Annotated in this window: 18 protein-coding genes; 13 read left to right on the top strand and 5 right to left on the bottom strand. The window is 52.9% G+C overall.

Annotated elements, in window-relative coordinates; genetic code table 11:
* The first annotated feature begins 3 nt into the window (after positions 1-3).
* On the top strand, positions 4-3,021 hold the full coding sequence (locus AC1WNR_RS02340; protein WP_481642937.1) for a sarcosine oxidase subunit alpha: 3,018 nt from the start codon (positions 4-6) through the stop codon (positions 3,019-3,021).
* A complete protein-coding gene (locus AC1WNR_RS02345; protein WP_481642938.1) occupies positions 3,014-3,661 on the top strand; it encodes a sarcosine oxidase subunit gamma in 648 nt (215 codons plus the stop codon). The genes AC1WNR_RS02340 and AC1WNR_RS02345 overlap by 8 nt, the downstream gene beginning before the upstream one ends.
* Here AC1WNR_RS02345 and AC1WNR_RS02350 read toward each other — a convergent pair.
* Entirely contained in the window at positions 3,658-4,707 is a 1,050-nt protein-coding gene (locus AC1WNR_RS02350; RefSeq protein WP_481642939.1) for a GlxA family transcriptional regulator, read from the bottom strand. The two genes, AC1WNR_RS02345 and AC1WNR_RS02350, sit on opposite strands and share 4 nt — an antisense overlap.
* 203 nt (positions 4,708-4,910) lie before the next feature.
* Here AC1WNR_RS02350 and AC1WNR_RS02355 point away from each other — a divergent pair, with 203 nt between their 5' ends.
* The 8 genes from AC1WNR_RS02355 to AC1WNR_RS02390 all read left to right on the top strand — a co-directional run bounded on the left by AC1WNR_RS02355 (position 4,911) and on the right by AC1WNR_RS02390 (position 13,986).
* Entirely contained in the window at positions 4,911-5,888 is a 978-nt protein-coding gene (locus AC1WNR_RS02355; protein ID WP_481642940.1) for a dipeptidase, read from the top strand.
* 213 nt (positions 5,889-6,101) lie between these two features.
* Positions 6,102-6,632, top strand: coding sequence for a DUF5943 domain-containing protein (locus AC1WNR_RS02360; protein ID WP_481642941.1), 531 nt, complete (start codon positions 6,102-6,104; stop codon positions 6,630-6,632).
* Between the two features lie 62 nt (positions 6,633-6,694).
* Positions 6,695-8,758, top strand: a complete 2,064-nt coding sequence (dgcA, locus tag AC1WNR_RS02365) for a dimethylglycine demethylation protein DgcA (protein ID WP_481642942.1) — start codon at positions 6,695-6,697, stop codon at positions 8,756-8,758.
* A gap of 84 nt (positions 8,759-8,842) precedes the next feature.
* The gene (locus AC1WNR_RS02370; RefSeq protein WP_481645352.1) at positions 8,843-10,765 is read left to right on the top strand and encodes a (Fe-S)-binding protein; all 1,923 of its coding nucleotides are present in this window, start codon (positions 8,843-8,845) and stop codon (positions 10,763-10,765) included.
* Positions 10,765-12,015: an electron transfer flavoprotein subunit alpha gene (etfA, locus tag AC1WNR_RS02375; RefSeq protein WP_481642943.1), complete on the top strand. Its 1,251-nt coding sequence runs from the start codon at positions 10,765-10,767 to the stop codon at positions 12,013-12,015. Before AC1WNR_RS02370 ends, etfA begins: the two co-directional genes overlap by 1 nt.
* Positions 12,005-12,796 carry an electron transfer flavoprotein subunit beta gene (gene etfB / locus AC1WNR_RS02380; protein ID WP_481642944.1) on the top strand — a complete coding sequence of 264 codons (792 nt, stop codon included), beginning with the start codon at positions 12,005-12,007 and terminating at the stop codon, positions 12,794-12,796. Before etfA ends, etfB begins: the two co-directional genes overlap by 11 nt.
* 103 nt (positions 12,797-12,899) lie before the next feature.
* On the top strand, positions 12,900-13,157 hold the full coding sequence (locus tag AC1WNR_RS02385) for a hypothetical protein (protein ID WP_481642945.1): 258 nt from the start codon (positions 12,900-12,902) through the stop codon (positions 13,155-13,157).
* Positions 13,158-13,206: 49 nt separating this feature from the next.
* Positions 13,207-13,986 (top strand): NAD(P)-binding domain-containing protein, encoded by a 780-nt coding sequence (locus tag AC1WNR_RS02390; RefSeq protein WP_481642946.1) that lies wholly within the window; start codon positions 13,207-13,209, stop codon positions 13,984-13,986.
* An 18-nt stretch (positions 13,987-14,004) separates the two neighbouring features.
* Here the strand turns inward: AC1WNR_RS02390 and AC1WNR_RS02395 are convergent, their stop codons facing one another.
* Entirely contained in the window at positions 14,005-16,035 is a 2,031-nt protein-coding gene (locus AC1WNR_RS02395; RefSeq protein WP_481642947.1) for an oxidoreductase, read from the bottom strand.
* Positions 16,036-16,135: 100 nt separating this feature from the next.
* On the bottom strand, positions 16,136-17,407 hold the full coding sequence (locus AC1WNR_RS02400; protein WP_481642948.1) for an aromatic ring-hydroxylating oxygenase subunit alpha: 1,272 nt from the start codon (positions 17,405-17,407) through the stop codon (positions 16,136-16,138).
* Positions 17,408-17,735: 328 nt separating this feature from the next.
* Between AC1WNR_RS02400 and AC1WNR_RS02405 the strand changes: the two genes are divergently transcribed.
* The gene (locus AC1WNR_RS02405) at positions 17,736-18,863 is read left to right on the top strand and encodes an FAD-binding oxidoreductase (protein WP_481642949.1); all 1,128 of its coding nucleotides are present in this window, start codon (positions 17,736-17,738) and stop codon (positions 18,861-18,863) included.
* A gap of 4 nt (positions 18,864-18,867) precedes the next feature.
* Here the strand turns inward: AC1WNR_RS02405 and AC1WNR_RS02410 are convergent, their stop codons facing one another.
* Positions 18,868-19,380 carry a glycine cleavage system transcriptional repressor gene (locus tag AC1WNR_RS02410; RefSeq protein ID WP_481642950.1) on the bottom strand — a complete coding sequence of 171 codons (513 nt, stop codon included), beginning with the start codon at positions 19,378-19,380 and terminating at the stop codon, positions 18,868-18,870.
* Positions 19,381-19,444: 64 nt separating this feature from the next.
* Here AC1WNR_RS02410 and AC1WNR_RS02415 point away from each other — a divergent pair, with 64 nt between their 5' ends.
* Together AC1WNR_RS02415 and AC1WNR_RS02420 are read left to right on the top strand one after the other, a co-directional pair.
* Positions 19,445-20,389 (top strand): AEC family transporter, encoded by a 945-nt coding sequence (locus tag AC1WNR_RS02415; protein WP_481642951.1) that lies wholly within the window; start codon positions 19,445-19,447, stop codon positions 20,387-20,389.
* A 182-nt stretch (positions 20,390-20,571) separates the two neighbouring features.
* Positions 20,572-20,697: a hypothetical protein gene (locus tag AC1WNR_RS02420; protein WP_481642952.1), complete on the top strand. Its 126-nt coding sequence runs from the start codon at positions 20,572-20,574 to the stop codon at positions 20,695-20,697.
* 4 nt (positions 20,698-20,701) lie between these two features.
* Here the strand turns inward: AC1WNR_RS02420 and AC1WNR_RS02425 are convergent, their stop codons facing one another.
* Positions 20,702-21,313 (bottom strand): 5-formyltetrahydrofolate cyclo-ligase, encoded by a 612-nt coding sequence (locus AC1WNR_RS02425; RefSeq protein WP_481642953.1) that lies wholly within the window; start codon positions 21,311-21,313, stop codon positions 20,702-20,704.
* Between the last annotated feature and the right edge of the window lie 7 nt (positions 21,314-21,320).

Consider the following 21,320-nt stretch of genomic DNA (forward strand, 5'->3'; position numbering starts at 1 on the left):
GTTATGACACAGAAAAACCGCCTCCAAGCTGGTGGGCGCATCAACCGTAGCAAGCCGATGAACTTCGTCTATAACGGTAAAACATATCAAGGCTTCGAGGGCGATACCCTCGCCTCTGCAATGCTGGCCAATGGTATCGATATCGTTGGGCGTAGTTTCAAATATAGCCGTCCGCGCGGCATTGTTGCGGCGGGCGCAGAAGAGCCCAACGCCGTAATGCAGCTCGGTGCGACCGAAGCAACTCAGGTACCCAACGTGCGTGCGACTCAGCAAGAGCTGTTCGACGGTCTGGTATCCGGTGCTACAAACGGTTGGCCAAGCGTTGATAACGATCTTATGGGCTTTGTTGGTAAAGTCGGTGGCAAGTTGATGCCGCCTGGCTTCTACTACAAAACTTTCATGTACCCGCAGTCTATGTGGGAAACCTATGAGAAATTTATCCGCAAGGCTGCGGGGTTAGGTAGCTCTCCGTTGGAGAACGATCCAGATAGCTATGAGAAGATTAATCAGCACTGCGATGTGTTGGTTGTGGGTGCAGGCCCTGCTGGTCTTGCTGCTGCGCTGACAGCGGGTCGTGCTGGCGCACGCGTAATTCTGGCGGATGAACAGTCTGAATTTGGCGGTAGTCTGCTGGGGAGCCGCGAAACATTGAACGGTGAGGACGCAGCCAACTGGGCGGCGCAGGTTACTGCTGAATTGGCAGGAATGCGCGACGTGCTGCTCTTGCCTCGCTCTACCGTAAATGGCTATCACGACCACAACTTCCTAACAATCCACGAGCGCAATACTGACCATCTGGCAGATAAAGCGCCGGCAGGGCAGGCGCGTCAGACGCTCCATCGTGTGCGTGCAAAATGGGTCGTACTTGCGACTGGAGCGCACGAGCGTCCACTGGTCTACGGCAATAACGATGTACCCGGCTGTATGATCGCGAGCGCTGTTTCGACTTACATCAACCGCTACGGTGTTGTACCCGGTAATGACCTGGTTGTAATGACAACCAACGATGGTGGTTACCAGGCCGCGTTTGACTGGCAGGATGCAGGACGCAAAGTCGTTGCAATCGTTGATACACGTCAGAACCCGCAGGGTGCTAAGGTTGACGAAGCGTCTAAACGCGGTATCAATCTGATCAAGGGTTCAGGTGTTATCGATGTGTCAGGCAGCAAACGCGTAACCGGCGTCAGCATTGCGCCATTGAGTGCTGATGGATCTGCTGTTAGCGGTTCGGTCGCAAAATTTAGCGCAGATACGGTTGCGACCAGTGGTGGTTGGAGTCCGGTTATTCACCTAGCGGGCCACACGGGAAGTCGCCCTGTATGGGACGAAAAGGTTGCAGGATTTCTGCCGGGTCAAACGGTTGAGAAGCGTCTGATCGCTGGCGCGATCGCGGGTGACTTTACAACTGCAGGCGCGCTGTCGCAGGGCGCTGAAGCTGGACGCAAAGCCTGCGCTGAACTCGGTATGGATCAACCGATTATCGAGTTGCCAGCAACGCAGGAGTCTGTTAAGGGGCCTGCGATGACGCTGTTCCACATCCCGCATCTGAAAAAGACGTCAGAAGCGCCGAAACAGTTTGTTGACTACCAGAACGATGTAACCGCTGCCGGTATCGAGCTGGCGTGTCGTGAGGGCTTCGAGTCAATCGAGCACGTTAAGCGCTACACCGCACTGGGTTTTGGTACTGACCAGGGTAAACTAGGTAATATCGCGGGTATGGCGATCGCTGCTAAAGCGACCGGTCGTACTATCCCTGAGACAGGCACTACGATTTTCCGTCCTAACTACACGCCAGTAACTTTTGGCGCGATGGTCGGCCGCGATCGTGGCGAGCTGTTCGATCCTAAGCGCTACACGGCTATGCACAAGTGGCACGTTGAGAACGGTGCGCTGTTTGAAGACGTGGGTCAGTGGAAACGTCCTTGGTATTTCCCGAAAGCGGGAGAAACGATGCAACAGGCTCTGGATCGCGAATGTAAAGCAACGCGCGAGTCTGTTGGTATTCTGGATGCGTCTACCCTCGGTAAGATCGATATTCAGGGTAAGGACGCACGTGAGTTCCTCGGCCGAGTTTACACCAATGCGTGGGCGAAACTGGCCGTTGGCAAGTGTCGCTACGGTCTGATGTGTGGCGAAGATGGTATGGTGTTCGATGATGGTGTGACCTCTTGCCTGGGTGAGAATCACTTCATTATGACCACCACCACAGGTGGCGCAGCTCGTGTTTACGAGTGGTTGGAACTTTATCATCAAACTGAATGGCCAGAGCTTGAGGTCTACTTCAATACGGTAACTGACCACTGGTCCACTATGACAATCTCAGGTCCGAATGCACGTAATCTGCTGCAAGAGTTGACCGATTACGATGTATCGAAAGAGAACCTCGGTTTCATGGATTGGCGTGAAATGAAGGTCGCAGGTGTTCCCGCCCGCGTTTTCCGTATCTCCTTCACGGGCGAATTGTCATTTGAGATCAACGTTCAGGCGAACTTCGGCCTGCACGTTTGGGAGAAACTGTTCGAGCACGGTGCCAAGTACAACCTAACGCCATATGGCACAGAGACTATGCACATTTTGCGTGCGGAGAAGGGCTTCATTATCGCAGGACAGGATACTGACGGCTCTGTACACCCTTACGATCTGGGTATGGGTTGGGCTGTATCACAGCAGAAACCGTTCAGCTTTATCGGTAAGCGCGGTATGGCCCGCGAAGACTGTGTGCGTGAACAGCGTAAACAGTTGGTCGGCCTTAAAACCACCGATCCAACGATCGTGTTGCCAGAGGGTGCGCAGGGTGTGTTTGATCCGAAAGCACCAATTCCGATGCCGATGGTGGGTCACATCACATCGAGCTACTGGAGTGCCAATCTGGGCCACAGTATCGCGATGGGTCTGGTTAAAGGAGGTCTCGATCGCATGGGTGAGAAGGTCTACTACCCGCTGGCTGATGGTCGCGTAGTAGAAGCTGAAATTTGTAGTCCGATCTTCCTGGATCCTAAAGGGGAGCGTCAAAATGTCTGACACTAATACCGTAGCAATCATGAACCAGGTGCCGGATGCCGCTGCTGGTGTGCGTGCTGAATCTCCACTGCATCACGCGGACCTCGCAACTCGGGCACAGAAGGGCGCGACGAGCGGTGGCGTTCACTTCCGTGAACTGGGACTGATGGGTCATCTGACGCTGCGTTGCGACCCTAAAAATACTGAGCTGACCGGCGCCGCTGCGCGGGTTCTGGGTGTGGAACTGCCAATCCAGCCCCTCACTAGCGTTGAATCAGGCAGCACTATCGTGCGTTGGGTCTCACCTGACGAGTGGCTCATCACGCTGCCGAATGATCTGGCGTTTGAGCTGGAGACAGGTTTTCGTGCTGAGATGAGCGGCCACTATTCGCTGGTTAACAGTAGTGGCGGTCTTACGGTTTTCAAACTCAGCGGCGACAAGGTCGTTGATCTTCTGAAGAAGTCGACACCGGTTGATCTGCATGATTCGGAGTTTCCGGTCGGCAAAGTGGTATCTACCGTGTTTGCGAAGTCAGGTGCGACGATTCGTCGCACAGCTGCAACCGAGTTTGAACTCGTAGTGCGCCGTAGCTTTGCTGATTACCTCTGGCTGTGGATTCAGAGTGCCAGCCAAGAGTTTGGGCTCGTAGTAGAGGCCTAATGACCCTCAGCCCGGGGCGGCGTTTGTTTGCCAGTCACATTGGCACGTGCCGCGCTGGGTGAAACCCCAAAGGCGTCTTTGTAGCAGTTGCTGAAGTGGCTTGTACTAACAAAGCCACTCGCTAGCGCTACGTTAGTGATGGACTCATTGGTTTGGGTCAGCAAGCGACGCGCGTGCGCGAGGCGAAGCTCCAGGTAGTACCGCGATGGACTGCTATCCAAATGGGCATGAAAGAGGCGTTCCATCTGGCGGCGTGATACTTCGCTAAGCTCAGCTAGCTCAATCAAGGTCAAAGGCTCATCGATGTTCTTGCGCATCAATTCCATAATACCGCGCAGTACTTCCGGTAGGGTCGGATCGTCGCCCATTTGAAGTGGTATTGCATCTCGACTCTCTGCACCCTGATCGCAACTTAGCACCTCGCGGACCGCGCGAACGAGCTCAGCTCCTTTGAGCTGATTAATGAGCTTCAACATCATCTCAAGTGCGCTGCTTGGACCTGAGCAGGTGGCGCGTTGCGGCGCAATCACTAAGGTGTTGCGAGACACGCTTACACTCGGGAAAGTCTCCCTCATGAAAGCATGATTGTCCGGGTGCACTGCACACTCTTGATTCTCAATTAGGCCAGCATGAGCGAGTGCGACCGCGCCGTTCCAAAGTCCGCCCAGCGTTACTCCTAGTTTCTCGGCCGAGCGCAAACAGGTGCTGAGTTTAGTGTTGGCGGTGAGTGAACAACGGAAACCGCCACACACAATTAAAATATCCAGCTCGCCTCGGTGTTGAATCGGTACATTATCAATCACGTCATCGGTGGAGATATTGATACCTAAATCGCTCACCACGACGCGCGAGTCGATACCAAAGGTCGTGTATTCGAAGAGTGAATTTGCAGAGACCAAATTTGCCGTTACCAGTGCATCAAGAGCCCCAGTGAACGCGACCATAGAGAAGTGGGGCTGCAAAATGAATCCAACGCGAATCACCCTTGGGGCGGCTGGCAGGGGGTTAGATGAGGACTCAGCTTTAGAGTTTGAGTGCTGACCCATTCACTACTCCAACGACTGTAGAAAATGAAAAATAAGTACAGGGTGAGTGTACCGTAATTTTGCTCAGACGCCATGTTAGGGTAAGTTGTTTGCCCAATACTCGGCGCGCTATGGGCAATAAGAGTGACGTTTTTGGAACAGATTTTGTCGGTTCTTAACACTAACATCGAACAATCGAAGTAACTCCAACCAGTAGGTGAAAAATGAACGCGGCTGAACTGCATAAAGATTCGATCATCATTGATGGTCTCGTTTGCGGCAAAATGAATGTGGAACTGTTCGAAGATATGCGCAGGGGTGGCGTAACCACCGCTAGTTGTACTATGGCGTTCTGGGACGACTTCAAAGGTACAGTGAACAACATTGCTGCTGTAAACCGCATTATCAATGAGAATTCCGACTGGATGACCAAGATCCGGACGGCAGCCGATATTCGCAAAGCTAAAGCGGAAGATAAGGTTGGCGTGCTGATGAGCTTCCAGAACGCTTACGCTTACGAAGATCAGCTTAACTACGTGCAGATATTCAAAGAGCTGGGCGTGGGTATCACGCAACTGTGTTACAACACCCAGAACCTTGTTGGTACGGGTTGTTATGAGCGTGATGGCGGGCTATCGGACTACGGCCGTGAAGTGATGTGGGAGATGAACCGAGTTGGCGTGTTGGTCGATCTGTCGCACGTCGGTGCTAAGACATCGGAAGAGGCGATCTTAGAGTCGAAGAAGCCTGTGGCTTACTCACACTGCCTGCCGAGCGGCCTCAAAGATCATCCGCGTAATAAGTCGGATGAAGAGCTTAAGTTTATTGCTGATCATGGTGGCTTCGTCGGCGTAACCATGTTTGCACCTTTCCTTAAAAACGGTATCAACTCAACGATCGAAGATTATGTTGAAGCGATTCGTTACGTTTATAACATCGTCGGCGAAGACTCTATCGGCATAGGTACAGACTTCACTCAGGGGCAGGATCAGGCCTTCTTTGAGTACCTTACCCATGACAAAGGCTATGCGCGTCGACTCACTAATTTCGGTAAGATCATCAATCCAGAGGGTATTCGTACTTTGGGTGAGTTTCCAAATCTCACCGAGGCGTTGCTCAAGGATGGTTTCAGCGAGACTCAGGTCCGTAAAATTATGGGTGAGAACTGGGTTCGTCTACTGGAAGATGTTTGGGGCGAATAATTATCCCAGGCAACTTCGTTTAAGTGAAAGCGCGCATCTATATGTGCGCTTTTTTATTGCCTAGATCAAAGGTATGTGGCGCGCGCACGGCCCGCTTGAGCGACGGTTGGTCGCGTTTTCGGAGCAATTAGTGTCGCATTTAGCGAAACCGGTAGCATACCTGCTCCATATACTGGTTTGACTAAAGATCTAAAATTTTTTTGAGAGTAAACGATGAGCCATCACGCACCTGAGATGCCAATCCAAGTTGATGACGAGACTGGCGTATGGACAACCGATGCGCTGCCAATGCTGTATGTGCCGCGTCACTTTTTCGTAAACAACCATATGGGTATCGAAGAGGAGATCGGGGCTGAGCGCTATGCAGAGATCCTCTATAAAGCGGGTTATAAATCGGCCTATTACTGGTGCGAGAAAGAGGCTGAAGCTCATGGCATCAGCGGCGCGGATGTCTTTCATCATTACATGAAGCGTCTATCTCAGCGCGGCTGGGGTTTCTTTATCACCGAGGCGCTGGATCTCGAAAAAGGGACAGCACGTGTGCGGTTGGAAAACTCTGCGTTTGTTTACCAATACGGTAAAGTTAATCGTAAGGTTGATTACATGTTCACTGGCTGGTTCGCTGGAGCAATGGATCAGATCGCAGAGAGCCTGGGTTACCCAGTACGTACCCGTGCAGTACAGACGCAGAGTGCTGCAGAAGATGGCTGCGACTTCGGTATTTTCGAAGTAGCGCCGCTTTAATAACAAGAAACAGATGTGCCGTACGACGCAGCGGCACAGCGTGACAACAGTTGGAGTGAACCATGTCGCAGTACGATGCACTGTTCCAGCCTTTGAACATAAATAAACTGACGATCCGTAACCGAATTGTCAGTACCGCGCATGCTGAGGTGTACGCAACCGACGGCGGTATGACAACCGATCGTTACGTTAAATATTATGAAGAGAAAGCCAAGGGCGGTTGTGGTCTCTGTATCTGCGGTGGTTCAAGCACCGTAGCGATTGATAGTCCGCAAAGCTGGTGGAGCTCGGTCAATCTATCCACGGATCGAATTATTCCTCACTTCCAGAATCTAGCCGACGCTGTGCACAAGCATGGCGGCAAGATCATGATTCAGATAACGCATATGGGTCGTCGTTCACGCTGGGATGGTGAAAACTGGCCAAACCTAATGTCTCCTTCAGGTATCCGTGAGCCAGTTCACCGTGCCACCTGTAAGACCATTGAAGAGGAGGAGATCTGGCGCGTTATCGGCGACTTTGCCAAGGCCGCTGTACGTGCAAAAGAGGGTGGCCTAGATGGTGTAGAACTCTCTGCTGTGCATCAGCACATGATTGACCAGTTCTGGTCGCCGCGCGTTAACAAGCGTACTGATGAGTGGGGTGGTACCTTTGAAGGCCGGATGAAGTTCGGCCTAGAGGTCGCGAAGGCGGTGCGTGAAGCCGTCGGTCCCGATTTTGTGGTCGGTATGCGTATTGTCGGCGATGAGTTTCATCCAGATGGTCTCAACCATGAAGATATGAAACAGATTGCTGCTTACTATGATGCGACGGGGCTCATCGATTATTTCGGTGTGGTCGGCTCAGGCTGTGATACGCATAACACCTTAGCAAACGTTATACCGAACATGAGTTATCCGCCGGAGCCCTTCCTGCACCTAGCAGCGGGCATCAAAGAGGTGGTCTCTGTGCCTGTTATCCACGCGCAGAATATTAAAGATCCGAATCAGGCACAGCGTATCCTTGAAGGGGGCTATGTCGATTTCGTGGGTATGACACGAGCACACATTGCTGATCCGCACTTTATTGCCAAGGTTAAAGCGGATCAGGTTGATCAGATTCGTCAGTGTGTTGGCGCTAACTACTGTATCGACCGTCAGTATATGGGTCTGGACGTGCTCTGTATCCAGAACGCCGCGACTTCGCGCGAGTATATGGGTGTGCCGCATATTATCGAGAAAACGACCGGCCCGATCCGCAAGGTTGTGGTTGTCGGCGGTGGCCCTGGTGGTTTGGAAGCGGCGCGCGTTGCGGCAGAGCGTGGTCATCAGGTCACCCTGCTAGAGCGTAGTGCTGAGTTGGGCGGGCAGATAACGATCGCCGCTAAAGCGCCACAGCGTGATCAAATGGCCGGTATTACTCGCTGGTTGGCGATGGAGATCAATCGTTTGGGTGTTGATGTGCGTCTTAACACCAGCGCTGACGTCGATATGATCCGCGGGCTGAACCCCGATGTCTGTATTTTGGCTACGGGTGGTCGCCCATTCCTCGAGCAGAACCCGCACTGGGGTGCTGCCGAAGGTCTGGTTGTTTCAAGCTGGGATATCCTCAATGGCGTGGTAGAACCGGGCAAAAACGTGCTGATCTACGACACCATCTGTGAGTTCTCGGGGATGTCAGCCGCTGACTATCTTAGCTCTAAAGGCTCTACGGTTGAGCTGGTGACCGACGATATCAAACCGGGTGTTGGTATCGGTGGTACTACCTTCCCAACTTATTACCGTAGCCTCTATGAGAAAGAGGTCATCATGACCTCCGACTTGTTGCTCGAGAAAGTCTACCGCGAAGGCGATAAGCTGGTTGCGGTGCTTGAGAACGAGTACACCGGTCAGCAGGAGGAGCGTGTTGTTGACCAGATCGTCGTTGAGAACGGTACGCGTCCGAACGAGGAGCTCTACTACGCCCTCAAAGCAGAATCGCGTAATAAGGGTCAGATCGACAACGAGACGCTGTTCGCGATCCAGCCACAGCCTGTGTTGAGTGAGGCGGGTGAGGGTATGATCCTGTGGCGCTTGGGTGACTGTGTGTCTCAGCGCAACACGCATGCGGCGATCTACGATGCTCTGCGTCTGTGTAAAGATCTCTGATCGGCCAAGGCTCTGTGCGCTGCGGCATCTGCGCGGCGTACAGACCTCGTATACCCCTAGCTTGATTCAAGAGGTCGTCTGATGATCCTCGATACATTAATCCCCGCTCTGCTTCTGATAGCACTACTTTTAGCCGCAGTTGGCGGGGTTAAACGCATCAGTTTATGGTGTGCTGGCCAGCCTGAGAAGGTAAACCTCATTGGAGGCCTGCTTGCTATACCGCGCCGCTATCTGGTGGATCTGCACCATGTCGTTGAGCGTGATAAATACATCTCCAAAACGCATGTCGCAACAGCTGGCGGTTTTGTGCTGTCGATGGTGCTGATCCTGGCCGTCTACCTCTTTGGTCTTGAGAGTCGTCTGCTGAGTTATGCCCTGTTGGCCGCTACAGCGCTGATGTCTACCGGCGCATTCTTTGTCTGGAAACGCCGTCGTAACCCCCCTTCGCGACTCTCTAGAGGGCCGTGGATGCGCCTGCCGAAGAGCCTGCTGATGTTCTCGACGGCCTTCTTTATCGTCACGCTTCCAGCGGCGGGTATATTGCCCGAAGGCGCTCTGTCACAGGGAGCAGGCTGGCTTCTAGCGCTAGTTTTGACTGTCGGTATCATCTGGGGCTTGGGCGAGCTGGTATTTGGAATGGCTTGGGGCGGGCCTATGAAGCACGCCTTCGCTGGCGCGCTGCATCTAGCGTTTCACCGTCGCCCAGAGCGTTTTGGTGGCGGTCGCTCTACCGGTCTGAAAGCGGTCGATCTGAAAGCTGACAAACTCGGGGTAGACAAGCCAACTGACTTCAAATGGAATCAGCTGCTTGGATTCGACGCCTGCGTGCAGTGTGGTAAATGTGAGGCGATGTGTCCGGCATTTGCCGCAGGTCAACCGCTTAACCCTAAAAAGTTGATTCAGGATATGGTTGTTGGCTTGGCTGGTGGCTCCGACGCAAAGTTTGCCGGCTCGCCCTATCCCGGGATTGAAGTAGGCAAGGCTTCGGGTGGTCCGAATCAGTCCATCACTACAGGTTTAGTCAGCCCAGACACGCTCTGGTCGTGTACCACCTGTCGAGCCTGTGTTGAAGAGTGTCCGATGATGATCGAGCACGTTGATGCTATCGTTGATATGCGACGTTTCCTGACACTGGAGAAGGGGCAGACACCTAACAAGGGTGCCGAAGTTCTGGAGAACCTAATAGCAACGGACAACCCGAACGGATTTAATCCTGGTAACCGCATGAACTGGGCAGCGGATCAGAATCTGCGCCTGATGTCAGACGTTAAAGAGGCCGATGTACTCTTCTGGGTCTCTGATGGTGCCTTCGATATGCGCAGTCAGCGCATCCTGCGTGCTTTCGTGAAGGTGCTGAAAGCCGCTAAGGTCGATTTTGCTGTGCTTGGTGATGAGGAGCGTGACTCGGGTGACGTGGCTCGCCGTCTGGGTGATGACGCGACTTTCCAGTCACTTGCTGCGCGTAACATAGCGGTTCTGCAGAAGTACAAGTTTAAGAGGATCGTAACCACCGACCCGCATGCGTTCCACTGTCTTAAAAACGAGTATCCGCAGCTGTACCCTGCGGGTAGTAAGGTTGATTACCAGGTAATGCATCACACAACCTTTATTAACGAGTTGGTTAAGGCTGGAAGCCTCAATCTGAGCTCCTATAACGGCGGTACGGTTACCTACCATGATCCTTGTTACCTCGGACGCTACAATGGTGAGTACGACTCGCCCCGCGAGTTGTTGGCTAGCCTAGGTATCCAGCTGGCAGAGATGGAACGCTCTGGCTTCCGTTCACGCTGCTGTGGTGGCGGTGGAGGAGCGCCGATCACGGATGTGCCGGGTGAACGTCGTATTGCTGATATGAGAATGGCGGAGATCCGTGAAGTGGGTGCGCAGACAGTCGCTGTCGGCTGTCAGCAGTGTACAGCGATGCTCGAGGGTGTTGTCGAAGATCGAGCAGAAGTCATGGATATCGCTGAGATGGTTGCCGCGGCGCTGGTAGAGGAGGTCGCATAATGAGTGATGAGATCATTCGCCGTGATCCGCGAGCTGAGTGGATAGCGCGTAACCGCCTGCATCCACTGCACGCGGCTATGGTAGAGCAGGGTGCTGTTGAGGTGCGGGGACCATCGGGTCTGATTCGTCGCAATCCTCACGCTGTCGGCTTTATCGGCCCCAATGGTATCAAACGTATAGATCGCCTTAACGGTAACTCCCAAGCAGCGGGCGGCTCGCGTCGCAGCGCAGCTAAAGCGGTTGAGTTACCGCTGCATAAGGTCGAGTCGCCTGAGTACTATATCGCTGTAGTGCCCGATCTTGTCGGTGGACGACTGACCGCACATGACAAAGATGTGCTGGGTCAGGCGCATCAGTTGATCGCGGCTCTCAACGCGACAGGTGCCGGTAACGGCGCTGTGGTGGCGATAACCTTTGGTGACTGTCGCGAAGATGGCTTCGATAAAGCCGGTGCAGATCGGTTGTTGCAGTTCAGTGACGCCGTCTTTGACGGCTATGCACCCGAAGCACGTATCGCTGCGCTGGAGCAGGTCGAGAAGAGCCTTGCACCACGGTTCTGGTTATTCCCGGATAGCGTCGCAGGCGGCTTTGAAGTGGGGCTGCGTCTGGCTGCACGTCTAGATGAGCGTCCGCTGACTCAGGCCTGGCAGGTGGGTCTACAGACAACGATCTGTCGGGGTGCCGGTGGTACAAGTGATATTAGTCGTCCAACTGAGCGCTTCCTTTTGTTAACCCCCGAGTGCGCCAATCCCGTTGATGAGACGCGTCACGAAGCGCTCGCGCTTGATCCTATCGATCGGCCTGATGTTGCCCCGGCGCTAGAGGACCTCGGTCAGGTCGCTGTGGACCCCAACTCAGTTGCGCTGGGTGAAGCAGAATTTATTCTTTCAGCCGGTAACGGTATTCATAATTGGGAAAACTTCCATCGAGCTGCTGAGGTTTTAGGTGCCACCGAAGCGGGGAGTCGTGTAGTTGTTGATGACGGCTACTTGCCGCGCTTCCGTCAGGTAGGGGCTTCTGGTACCTGGGTAACAGCACGAGTGTATATCGCTGTGGGAATCTCTGGTGCAGTACAGCATCTGCAGGGCATAGCGCAGTGCGACAAGGTCGTTGCGGTGAATACCGATGTCGGTTGTGACATGGTAAAACGCGCGGCATTGAGTGTCATTGATGATGGCGACGAAGTGCTCTCTGAATTGATCGAATTGGTGCAAAAACATCGCCAAGGGGAGGTGACCGATGCAGCCTAAAGTCAGCGCTGATCTGCGAGTTGTCGCTCTAGTTTCCGTAGGAAAACATCCGAGTTCTGGGCGCGCGCGACGGGCTGATCAAGATGCGCGTGCCGTTGAGATGGGGCTACGACTCACTCCTCAAGCGCTTGAAGTTATCCACGCAGGTGACTCATCGAATTCGGTATTGCGAGACTATGCTGGCATGGGATTGCAGGCGGTAAAAGTGTTAGAGCAACCGCCGCAAGCGGATGTTTTACCTGCCTTGGTTGAGTATCTTGGTGCTAGCTTGCCAGATATTATAATGACTGGTGTTCGTGCGGAGAGCGGTGAATCATCTGGTATGACGCCTTACCTGTTGAGTGAAAAACTGGGTATTCCTGTGGTAACTGGTATCGCTGAGATCCGTTCCGTAGCCCAAGACTATGCAGAGGTGCTGCAGGCGCTTCCTCGCGGCCAGCGGCGTGCTCTGCGGGTACAACTACCCTTTATCGCTTCAGTTGACTCTGCAGGTATGCCAGCGCGCCAGAGCGCCTACGGGCCTGCGATGCGAGCGCAGGTAGAAGCTGAGCGAGTCAGTATCGAGGTTGTAGACTCCGTTCGCGCAAGCTGGGAAGAGACACCCGCTCGCAAACGTCCAAAGCGTCTCAAAGTGGTCAAGGCTAAGACGGCAGCCGACCGCTTTAAGGCCGCGACGGCTAAGGCGACAGGGGATGGCGGGGCAGTGATGCGCGACGAGTCCGCAGCGCAAAAAGCTAAAGCGATTTTCGATCTGTTAGTTGAAGAGGGTGTACTGCGCTAGGCGCAGATACATCTCGTCGCTCACTTTTGGTGTTTTTAGGTCTGCTCTCAAGTGCTAATCTTTAACGAACAATCCGAAATTTATTGGGCGGAGATCAATCACCATGATGTTTGCTGATCTTGTAGATTTAGAGGATCTAGCGGGACAACTCAAGACTCTGGGTGTTGATGTTGCAGTGGATGCTGAGCCTGCGGTTATCAGTGCCGCAATGACTCGCTGGCTATCAACAGCCTCGAGCGATCAGGTCACTCAGGCTCGAGCGCATCTTGGCGACTTCGTGGCTGCATCTGAGGGGTTGATCTTGCCCGCGGCTAAGGCGCTGTTGGAGTCTTTGATTACAGAGATCTCCTCACACCAATAACGGCACTGATCGTTCGATATAGACATCGATGCACAGGTAGGTGGCTGAAATGACTGCAACCCTCGGAATCTTAGGAGTCGGCCATCTAGCGAGCTACGTAGTGGCGGGTCTGCGTAACGCCAGAGATGATCGAAAAATTATATTGTCGCCGCGAAACCAGCAGCGCCAGCAGATGCTGGTTAAAAGCTATGGCTGCGAAGGGGCAAACTCAAATCAAGAAGTTGTCGACACTGCAGATATTCTTTTGCTTAGCGTGCGTCTGCAACAGCTCGAAAATCTACTTGAATCGGTGAAGTTTTCGCCGGGACAGCTCGTTGTCTCCTGTATTGCAGGTGTACCTCTGGATCAGTTACAGCGTCAATTGAAAGATCAGATTGTGGTACGAACGATGCCATTGGCTTGTGCTGAAGTCGGGCAGGGAGCCGTACCGGTCTATCCTTCAAATGCACAGGCAACTGAACTTCTTAGAAGACTCGGAACTCTAGTTGAGTTGAACTCAGAAGCGGAATTTGAGTTGGCAACTGTCGCTGCCTGTATGAACGGTTGGATGTTCAGTTATTTTGATCATTTGACCCACTGGTATCAAAACCAAGGGTTGGAACCCGCCAAAGCCAGAGAGTTAGTGCTGGCATCGGTGAATGGGGCGGTTGCGCTGGCCATTGCAAGGCCTGAACGGGGCTTGGGAGCTATCAGCGATAGCATAGCTACGGATGGTACCTACACTAAGCTGGGTCTGGATCTGTTGCAACAGCGCGGTGCTTTTGAGCCCTGGAGTGGAGCCTGCGATGCGGTTGAAGCAGCGCTGACACCTGCTCATCCAAGCGCTTAAATTTACTAGCCTATTCCCTCATAACTCTCGCATCAGCCGCAAAGCATCGTAGATGGCTGCGTGGGTATTGCGTGATGAGACTGCATCACCGATTCGGTAGAGCTGAAAAGCGCCACCTTTGTTGACTTGAACTGTCTGCGGCCGAGAGTTGATCAGTTGATCGTAATCGACCTGCCCGAGATTGCTCGACAGGGGTTTGAGCTCAAAGTAGAGCTCATCGAGCGGTAGCGTTCCATGGTTGATGAGTATTTGATCGTAGACCTTTACATGCTGAGCCGAGCCGTAGTCGCTGCCTATCAGGGCATGCAGCCCGTCACTCTTTTTCTCAACGCTGATGAGTCGATAGGTGACGGTGAAACGTGTATTTAAACTCTGAAGGCTACGCATGTAAGGGACGAGATTCATGCCCATAACTTCTGGCGCAAAGCTGCGATCTGGCGTCATTATCTCAACATCAGACCCTGCTTTGGCCAGGATTTCTGCGGCTTGTAGTCCAACATGGTCGCCTGCATCATCGAAAATTAGAACACGCTGGGCTGGCTTGCAGTCACCGGCCAAAACATCCCAGCATGAGCTGACATGTTCGTTACCACTCTCTAGTATCTCTGTTTGTGGGTAGCCGCCAGTAGCGATGATGACTAGGTCTGGATTTTCGTTAATGATGTCGCTGGCTTCAGCCCAGCTGTTGTAGCGAATCTCGACCCCCAGCCGTTCACACTCTGCTAGTCGCCAGTCGATGATCGATTGCATTTCGCGGCGACGCTCGCTGCGAGCCGTCAAGGCGATCTGGCCGCCGGCGTTATTGCTCGCCTCAAACACTGTCACCTGATGGCCACGTTCAGCACTGACACGCGCTGCTTCCAGACCGGCAGGACCTGCTCCGACAATCACGACCTGTCTTTTCTGATCGGCTGGCTGGATTAGGTGCGGTTGCTGCTCTTCCCGACCGGTTGATGGGTTATGAATACAGAAGGCGGCCCCACCTTGATAGATTCGATCCAAGCAGTAGTTAGCACCTACACAGGGGCGTATCTGCTCTTCCCGGCCTTCAATCAGCTTTTTAACGAGATGAGGATCGGCCATGTGTGCCCGCGTCATACCCACTAGGTCAAGCTTCCCTTCCGCGATCGCGTACCGAGCGGTCGCAAGATCCGGAATTTTGGCTGCATGAAGAGTTGGCAAACCTGTTGCCGAACGAATTTCACCGGCGAAATCGAGGTGAGGATTATTGCGCATCCCCTGTATCGGAATAACGTCGGTCAGTCCTGCGTCAGTGTCGATATGGCCGCGAATGATGTTGAGGAAATCGACTTGGCCGGTTGCTTTCAGGATTTGTGCGATTTGCAGCCCATCCTCTTTACTCAGACCCCGATCCAATAGCTCATCAGTACAGGCCCGCACACCGATAATAAACTCATCGCCAACCCGTTGACGGATAGCTGCTAGCACGTCGAGGGTGAACTGTACGCGCTGTTCAACCGAACCGCCGTATGGCGCATCCAGCGTATTGGTCAGCGGTGACCAGAATTGGTCCATCAAATGCCCATAGGCTTCAAGCTCAATACCGTCCATACCGCCTGCCTGCATGCGTTCTGCTGCATCTGCGTACTCAGTGATAATGCGTTGGATATCCCAGTCTTCAATCTGTTTGGGGAAAGCGCGGTGGGCGGGTTCACGTTTGTGAGACGGTGAAACAGTCGGTAACCAGTCACCTGTGTCCCAGCGGGTACGACGTCCTAGGTGAGTCAACTGGATCATAATCGCAGCGCCATGCTCGTGCACTGCATCGCAGAGGTTGCGAACGTGCGGGACTATCTCGTCGCGGTAGGCCAAGAGGTTGCTAAATGCTGGTGGACTATCCTTAGAGACTGCAGCCGAGCCGGCCGTCATCGTCATTGCAATCCCACCCTTCGCTCGCTCGGCGTGGTAGGCAATGTAACGACTTGTAGGCATGCCGTCGACGGGATAGGCGGGCTCATGGGATGTTGTAATGATGCGATTGCGCAGCTCGAGGTGTTTAAGCCTGTACGGTTGTAGAAGAGGGTCCATGTCTACCTCTCTGGATTGTTATTTTTATACGGTCAAACAGATAAAAAAGGGAAGCTGTAGCGCTTCCCTTGTCATGTTTAATATCTCTAAATCAGTCGGCTCACTTCGCGAGGTTCTTTCGCGCTGTATCACTGTACCAGTTCAAGAAATTCACCAAGCCGAACTCGTAGGTTTTTGAATACGGCCCTGGACGATAAGCCACGGAGTTTATGCCTCTCTGGTTCTCTTCACCCAGGCGGCGATCTTGGTCATTGGTTGCATCCCATACCGCGCGGATGCGCTCTGGATCGTAATCGACGCCCTCAACAGCATCCTTGTGAACGAACCACTTGGTAGTGACCAACGTCTCTTGGGCAGAGATCGGCAGCACTCGGAATACGATGAAGTTATCGCTCATCATATGGTTCCACGAATTGGGCAGGTGGAGAATACGCATCGAGCCCAGCTGGCGATTTTTAATGCGGCCCAAGAGCTTTTCGCAGCCCTGCTCGCCGTCAATCGTCATGACCAGAGTGCCCTCTTTGAGCGGCATACGAACGATACGGTTGCGCAGTCCTACGCCGTAGCTCTTGTGCTCGTAAGGAATGCCCTCGGCTTCCCAGTCGGCAGCCTGCTTAGCAAAGTATTCGCGGAAACTTTCGGGTGCGCGCGGGTCGTTGCTATCGTCCCACTCAAGCAGTGTATTGAGCAGCTCCGGGTGACTACCTTCGCAGTGATAGCATTCGCGATTGTTCTCGATTACCAGCTTCCAGTTGGCCTTCTCGTACATGTTGGACTCACACGCGAGCTTGGTGTTCTCAACATCGTAAGGTTCCATGTAGTGCTCAAGTGTTTCGAGGAACTCAGAGAAACCATCATCTGGCGCCTCTTCACCTAAGCAGACAAAAATAAAACCACCGGCGGTTTTGCAGTGCGCGCGTTTAAGACCGTGAGCGGTTAGGTCAAAGTCCTCACCCATCTCTGAACCGGCGTATAGAAGTTTGCCTGAAGTGTCGTAAGTCCATTTGTGATAAGGACATACCAAGTTTGCAGCTTTTCCGCGTTCGGCTGTGCAGATGCGTGAACCACGGTGGCGACACATATTGTGGAAGGCGTTAACTTCGCCATTTGCGCCACGCACAATCAGGACAGGGTTCTTACCAATCTCGACAGTGAAGTATTCGCCTTTGGTTGAGATTTCGCTGGTCATTCCTACGAACAACCACTCTTTCTCAAAAATCTCTTCCATGTCCGCTCTGAACATGAAGGGATCGTTGTAAAAGGGTTGTGGCAGCGTGTAGTTGGGATCGCGCTCTTCCAGCATTTTTGCCATCTCTTCGCGTGCCTGCTCAATAGATGAGAAGCTAGCGTAAAGCAGATCGTTCTGATTCATGGTGTGACCGTCTCAACAAATCAGGGTTTACTAGAGGGTTAAGCTTTAACCCTCCCATCAGGCCGTTGCGGGACTGGAACATACCGACACCCCAATAAGTGTTGGAGGAACAGTTCGCTCGGCAAAGAGCCGGACGTTCCGGCTGCGTTACTGAGCGAATATATCTGGTTTAAAACTGTCGATACATTAGAAAAAAGCTCAGCGGGGGAATTTAGACAGATCTTTGTCGCGATTAGATAAGTGCGCTATGTTCTATGAAATGAAAATGCACTAACAGCGCAGGGTCCAGCTGGGTGTGCGCGCGTCAAATTGAAAAGGATTCCCCGCCATGGCCAGCTCGAACCTTACTGTCACTCATTCTGATTCGTTTTCTCCGATCACCACCCAAACTTGGGCCAACGGTCGACACGTGGTTCGTTGTGTCAAAATTATCCAAGAGACATGGGATGTAAAGACTTACTGCTTCATGGCGGAGCAACCGGTGATGTTCTTCTTCAAGCCCGGGCAGTTTGTCACACTGGAGCTTGAGATCGAAGGTGAGCAGGTCTTTCGTTCCTACACGATTTCGAGCTCTCCATCCGTGCCGTACAGCTTTTCGATAACGGTCAAACGCGTTCCAGGTGGGATGGTTTCAAATTGGCTGCATGACAATCTGTCTGAGGGCGAGATGCTCGCAGTGCATGGACCTGTCGGGCAGTTTAACAGTATCGATTTTCCAGCGGAGAAAGTGCTGTTTCTTTCCGGCGGTGTGGGTATCACGCCGGTTATGTCCATGGCGCGCTGGGCGTACGATACCAATATGGACACCGATATGGTCTTTGTCCACAGTGCTCGCACCCCAGCGGATATTATTTTCCACCGCGAGTTAGACAACATGTCTTCACGTGTTGGAAATTTCCAATTACACCTTATCTGTGAACGTCAGGTGTCGGGTCAGTCCTGGCATGGCTACCGTGGTTTTCTTGATCTGACCAAGCTCGAGATGATCGCGCCTGACTTCCTTGAGCGCGAGGTGTTCTGCTGCGGTCCGACTCCATATATGGCTGCCGTGCGCAAGATCCTGGAGGAGCAGGGCTATGACATGTCGCGTTATCATGAGGAGTCCTTTGGTGCGACGCCGGATACAGTTGAAGAACAAGCTGTAATCGATGCTGAGGTGGCAGTAGAGGAGGCAGAGGCAATCCCACGCGAAGATCTGCTCTCGATCTCATTTGATGCCTCTGGAAAATCCATCCAAGTCGCACCGGGCGAAACACTGCACTCGGCCGCTTCGCAGCTGGGGCTACATATTCCTAAAGCTTGCGGTATGGGAATCTGTGGTACCTGCAAGGTGATGGTTAAGTCAGGTAGCACGTCTATGGACCACAATGGTGGTATCACCGATGAGGATGTTGCAGAGGGGTACGTACTATCCTGTTGTACAGTACCCGAATCTGACGTGGTAATAGAGTTCTAGTTGGTTACCGAAAACTGATATCAACTAGCAGGTCTGAGGCGATCTCTTCGAGCGCATCCTGTAGTTGGTCTAGATCTGCGTCTTGCGGCACTAGCACTTTGCCTTGGGCTTTGAATAGAAGCTCACTGGACATAGAACCGGGTACTAGTTCAGTGTTCAGCTTGATAACGTTGACTTGGTGCTTGGCAAGAACTGCTGAGATATCTCTGACGATACCGGGCTTGTCATGACCCACTAAATCGAGCAAAACCTCGTTGTGCGGTACAGCGTCCTCGCCTTGTACGCTCACTTCAGAGTAAACGTGTATACCCTGATGAGCCAGATCCCCAAGCGCAGCATTCAGGCTTGAAACGCGATCCTCGGCTAGTTGTACTACGACAATCCCGGTAAACTTCCCTCCGAGGCGAGACAGGCTAGAGTCGAGCCAGTTACCCTCATGTTCTGATACTGTTTTCGAAAGCAGATTAACGAGGCCGGGTTTGTCATCGGCCATAAAAGTTAAAACGACTGTGGTCATCTAAAGTGTCCTTTAAAAGGTTTTGGCTTAAATCTAGCACTTTGTCCCGGCGGAGGGCACACGTTTGAACATAATTGCCTCTTTGGGACCTGTTTTCGCGCTACTGATGCTCGGTTATCTGCTCAAACGCTCAGGTTTTCCCGGCGATAGTTTCTGGCCACCCGCCGAGCGCTTTATCTACTTTATTTGCTTTCCTGCACTGCTGTTGACTCGGCTCTCACAGGCGCAGCTTGATGGCGCAGTTGCCTTGGATCTATTTTGGGCGGTGCTGATCCTGCTAGCGATTGCAACGCCCATATTGCTGGTGATTCAGAGCCTTATTCGGTTTGGTGGAGCTCAGTTTACCTCGATCTATCAGGGCAGTGTGCGTTTCAATACTTACATCGCCTTCGCTGTGGCCGCCGGTGTTTGGCCGGTGCAGGGTGTGGTCTATGCAGCGATCATTGCTGCGCTGCTGATTCCGCCCCTGAACGCGCTCTGTGTTCTGATGTTCGCTATCTATGGTGACAAGCGTCCCTCGCCGGGCCGAGTCTTGCTGAATGTGCTGCAAAATCCGCTGATTGTCGCCTGTCTTGCGGGTCTAGCCCTAAATTTTTGCGGCATCGGCGTTCCTGCAATGGTCTACGATGTGCTCGATCTGTTGTCACGTATTGCCCTACCACTGGGGCTTCTCGCTGTCGGTGCTGCGCTTGATTTGCGTGCACTGCGCTCAACTGGCCTGCCTCTGATTACAACCTTGGTGTTTCGCATTATTTTGATGCCCGCTATCGCGCTTTTGAGTGCCGCGTTACTCCATCTGGCACCTGAAGTGGCTCAGATACTGTTGGTTTTCGGTGCAGTGCCTGCTGCTTCTGCTGCTTATATCCTTGCACGGCAGCTGGGAGGCGATGCACCGCTGATGGCGGCGATTTTGAGCGGTCAAACTCTGGTAGCTATGGTGGTGCTACCCCTAGTGCTGACATATGGGGCGCAGTTCTATCCCACTCTGCTCTCGTGGTTTAATGGCTAATTCCGAAACGGGTAGTTAGCGCTGTTTTTTCACTGAAAGAATCACTAAAACAGCTTATTTCGTTGAAAATATGAAAATTTTTCCTGTTAGGTATGAACTTTTTGTGACAACTGGGGTCTACTCTGTCAAGAAGGTGATAGTGAGCCTTCGCTAACCCGGCAAAGCCGGACAGGAAAGACCCGATGAAAAGAAGTCCAGACCTAATTCTATTGATGCTGATCGCAGTAGTGGTTGGTGTTGTGATGACAGGTTTTGCGCAGAGCGATATTCAGATCGCTGCGCTGATGAAAGATATTTTTAACAGCTAAAACGCTACGCAGTACCGTAGCGTTCCTGGTCTGTTACCACCGCCTTGAGAGGAACATCCCAATCTGCAAGGCTTAGCTTCTCTACCCTCTGAAAATCATGTGCCATCCCCACCAATTTGGGACCTTTTAGCCCCTGTCGAGCGAGTGTAAAGGCGAAGGTGCGGTCGTAATAACCGCCGCCCATCCCCATGCGATTACACTCTGAATCAAAGGCAACCAGAGGCATTAACACCATATCCAACGCGTAAGCGGGTGCGCCAGGTCGCTTCAGTTGCGGTTCGAGTATTCTGTAGCGATTGTGGCTGAGTTTAGTTTGCGCAGTGTACGGGGTAAACCAGAGTCGGTTATGGCGCACGGGGTGGAGGACTGGAAGGTAAACAGATTTACCCAGCTTCCAGCAGAGTTCGATCAGCGGTTGGAGGTCAATTTCGCCATCACTCGCCAGATAGACTGCGATACGCTTAGCACGGCAGAATGCACGCATAGAGCGCACATTGGCACAGAGTTTACGGCTAGCGGTACGTTGTTGCAGGTCGCTGAGTGCTCTACGCTCCCGGCGGATGCGCATCCGAAGTTGGCGGCGGTCGTCAGATTTGCTGTCAGTGGAGAGTGTCATGAGAGAG

The organism is Marinobacterium marisflavi (assembly GCF_982447095.1).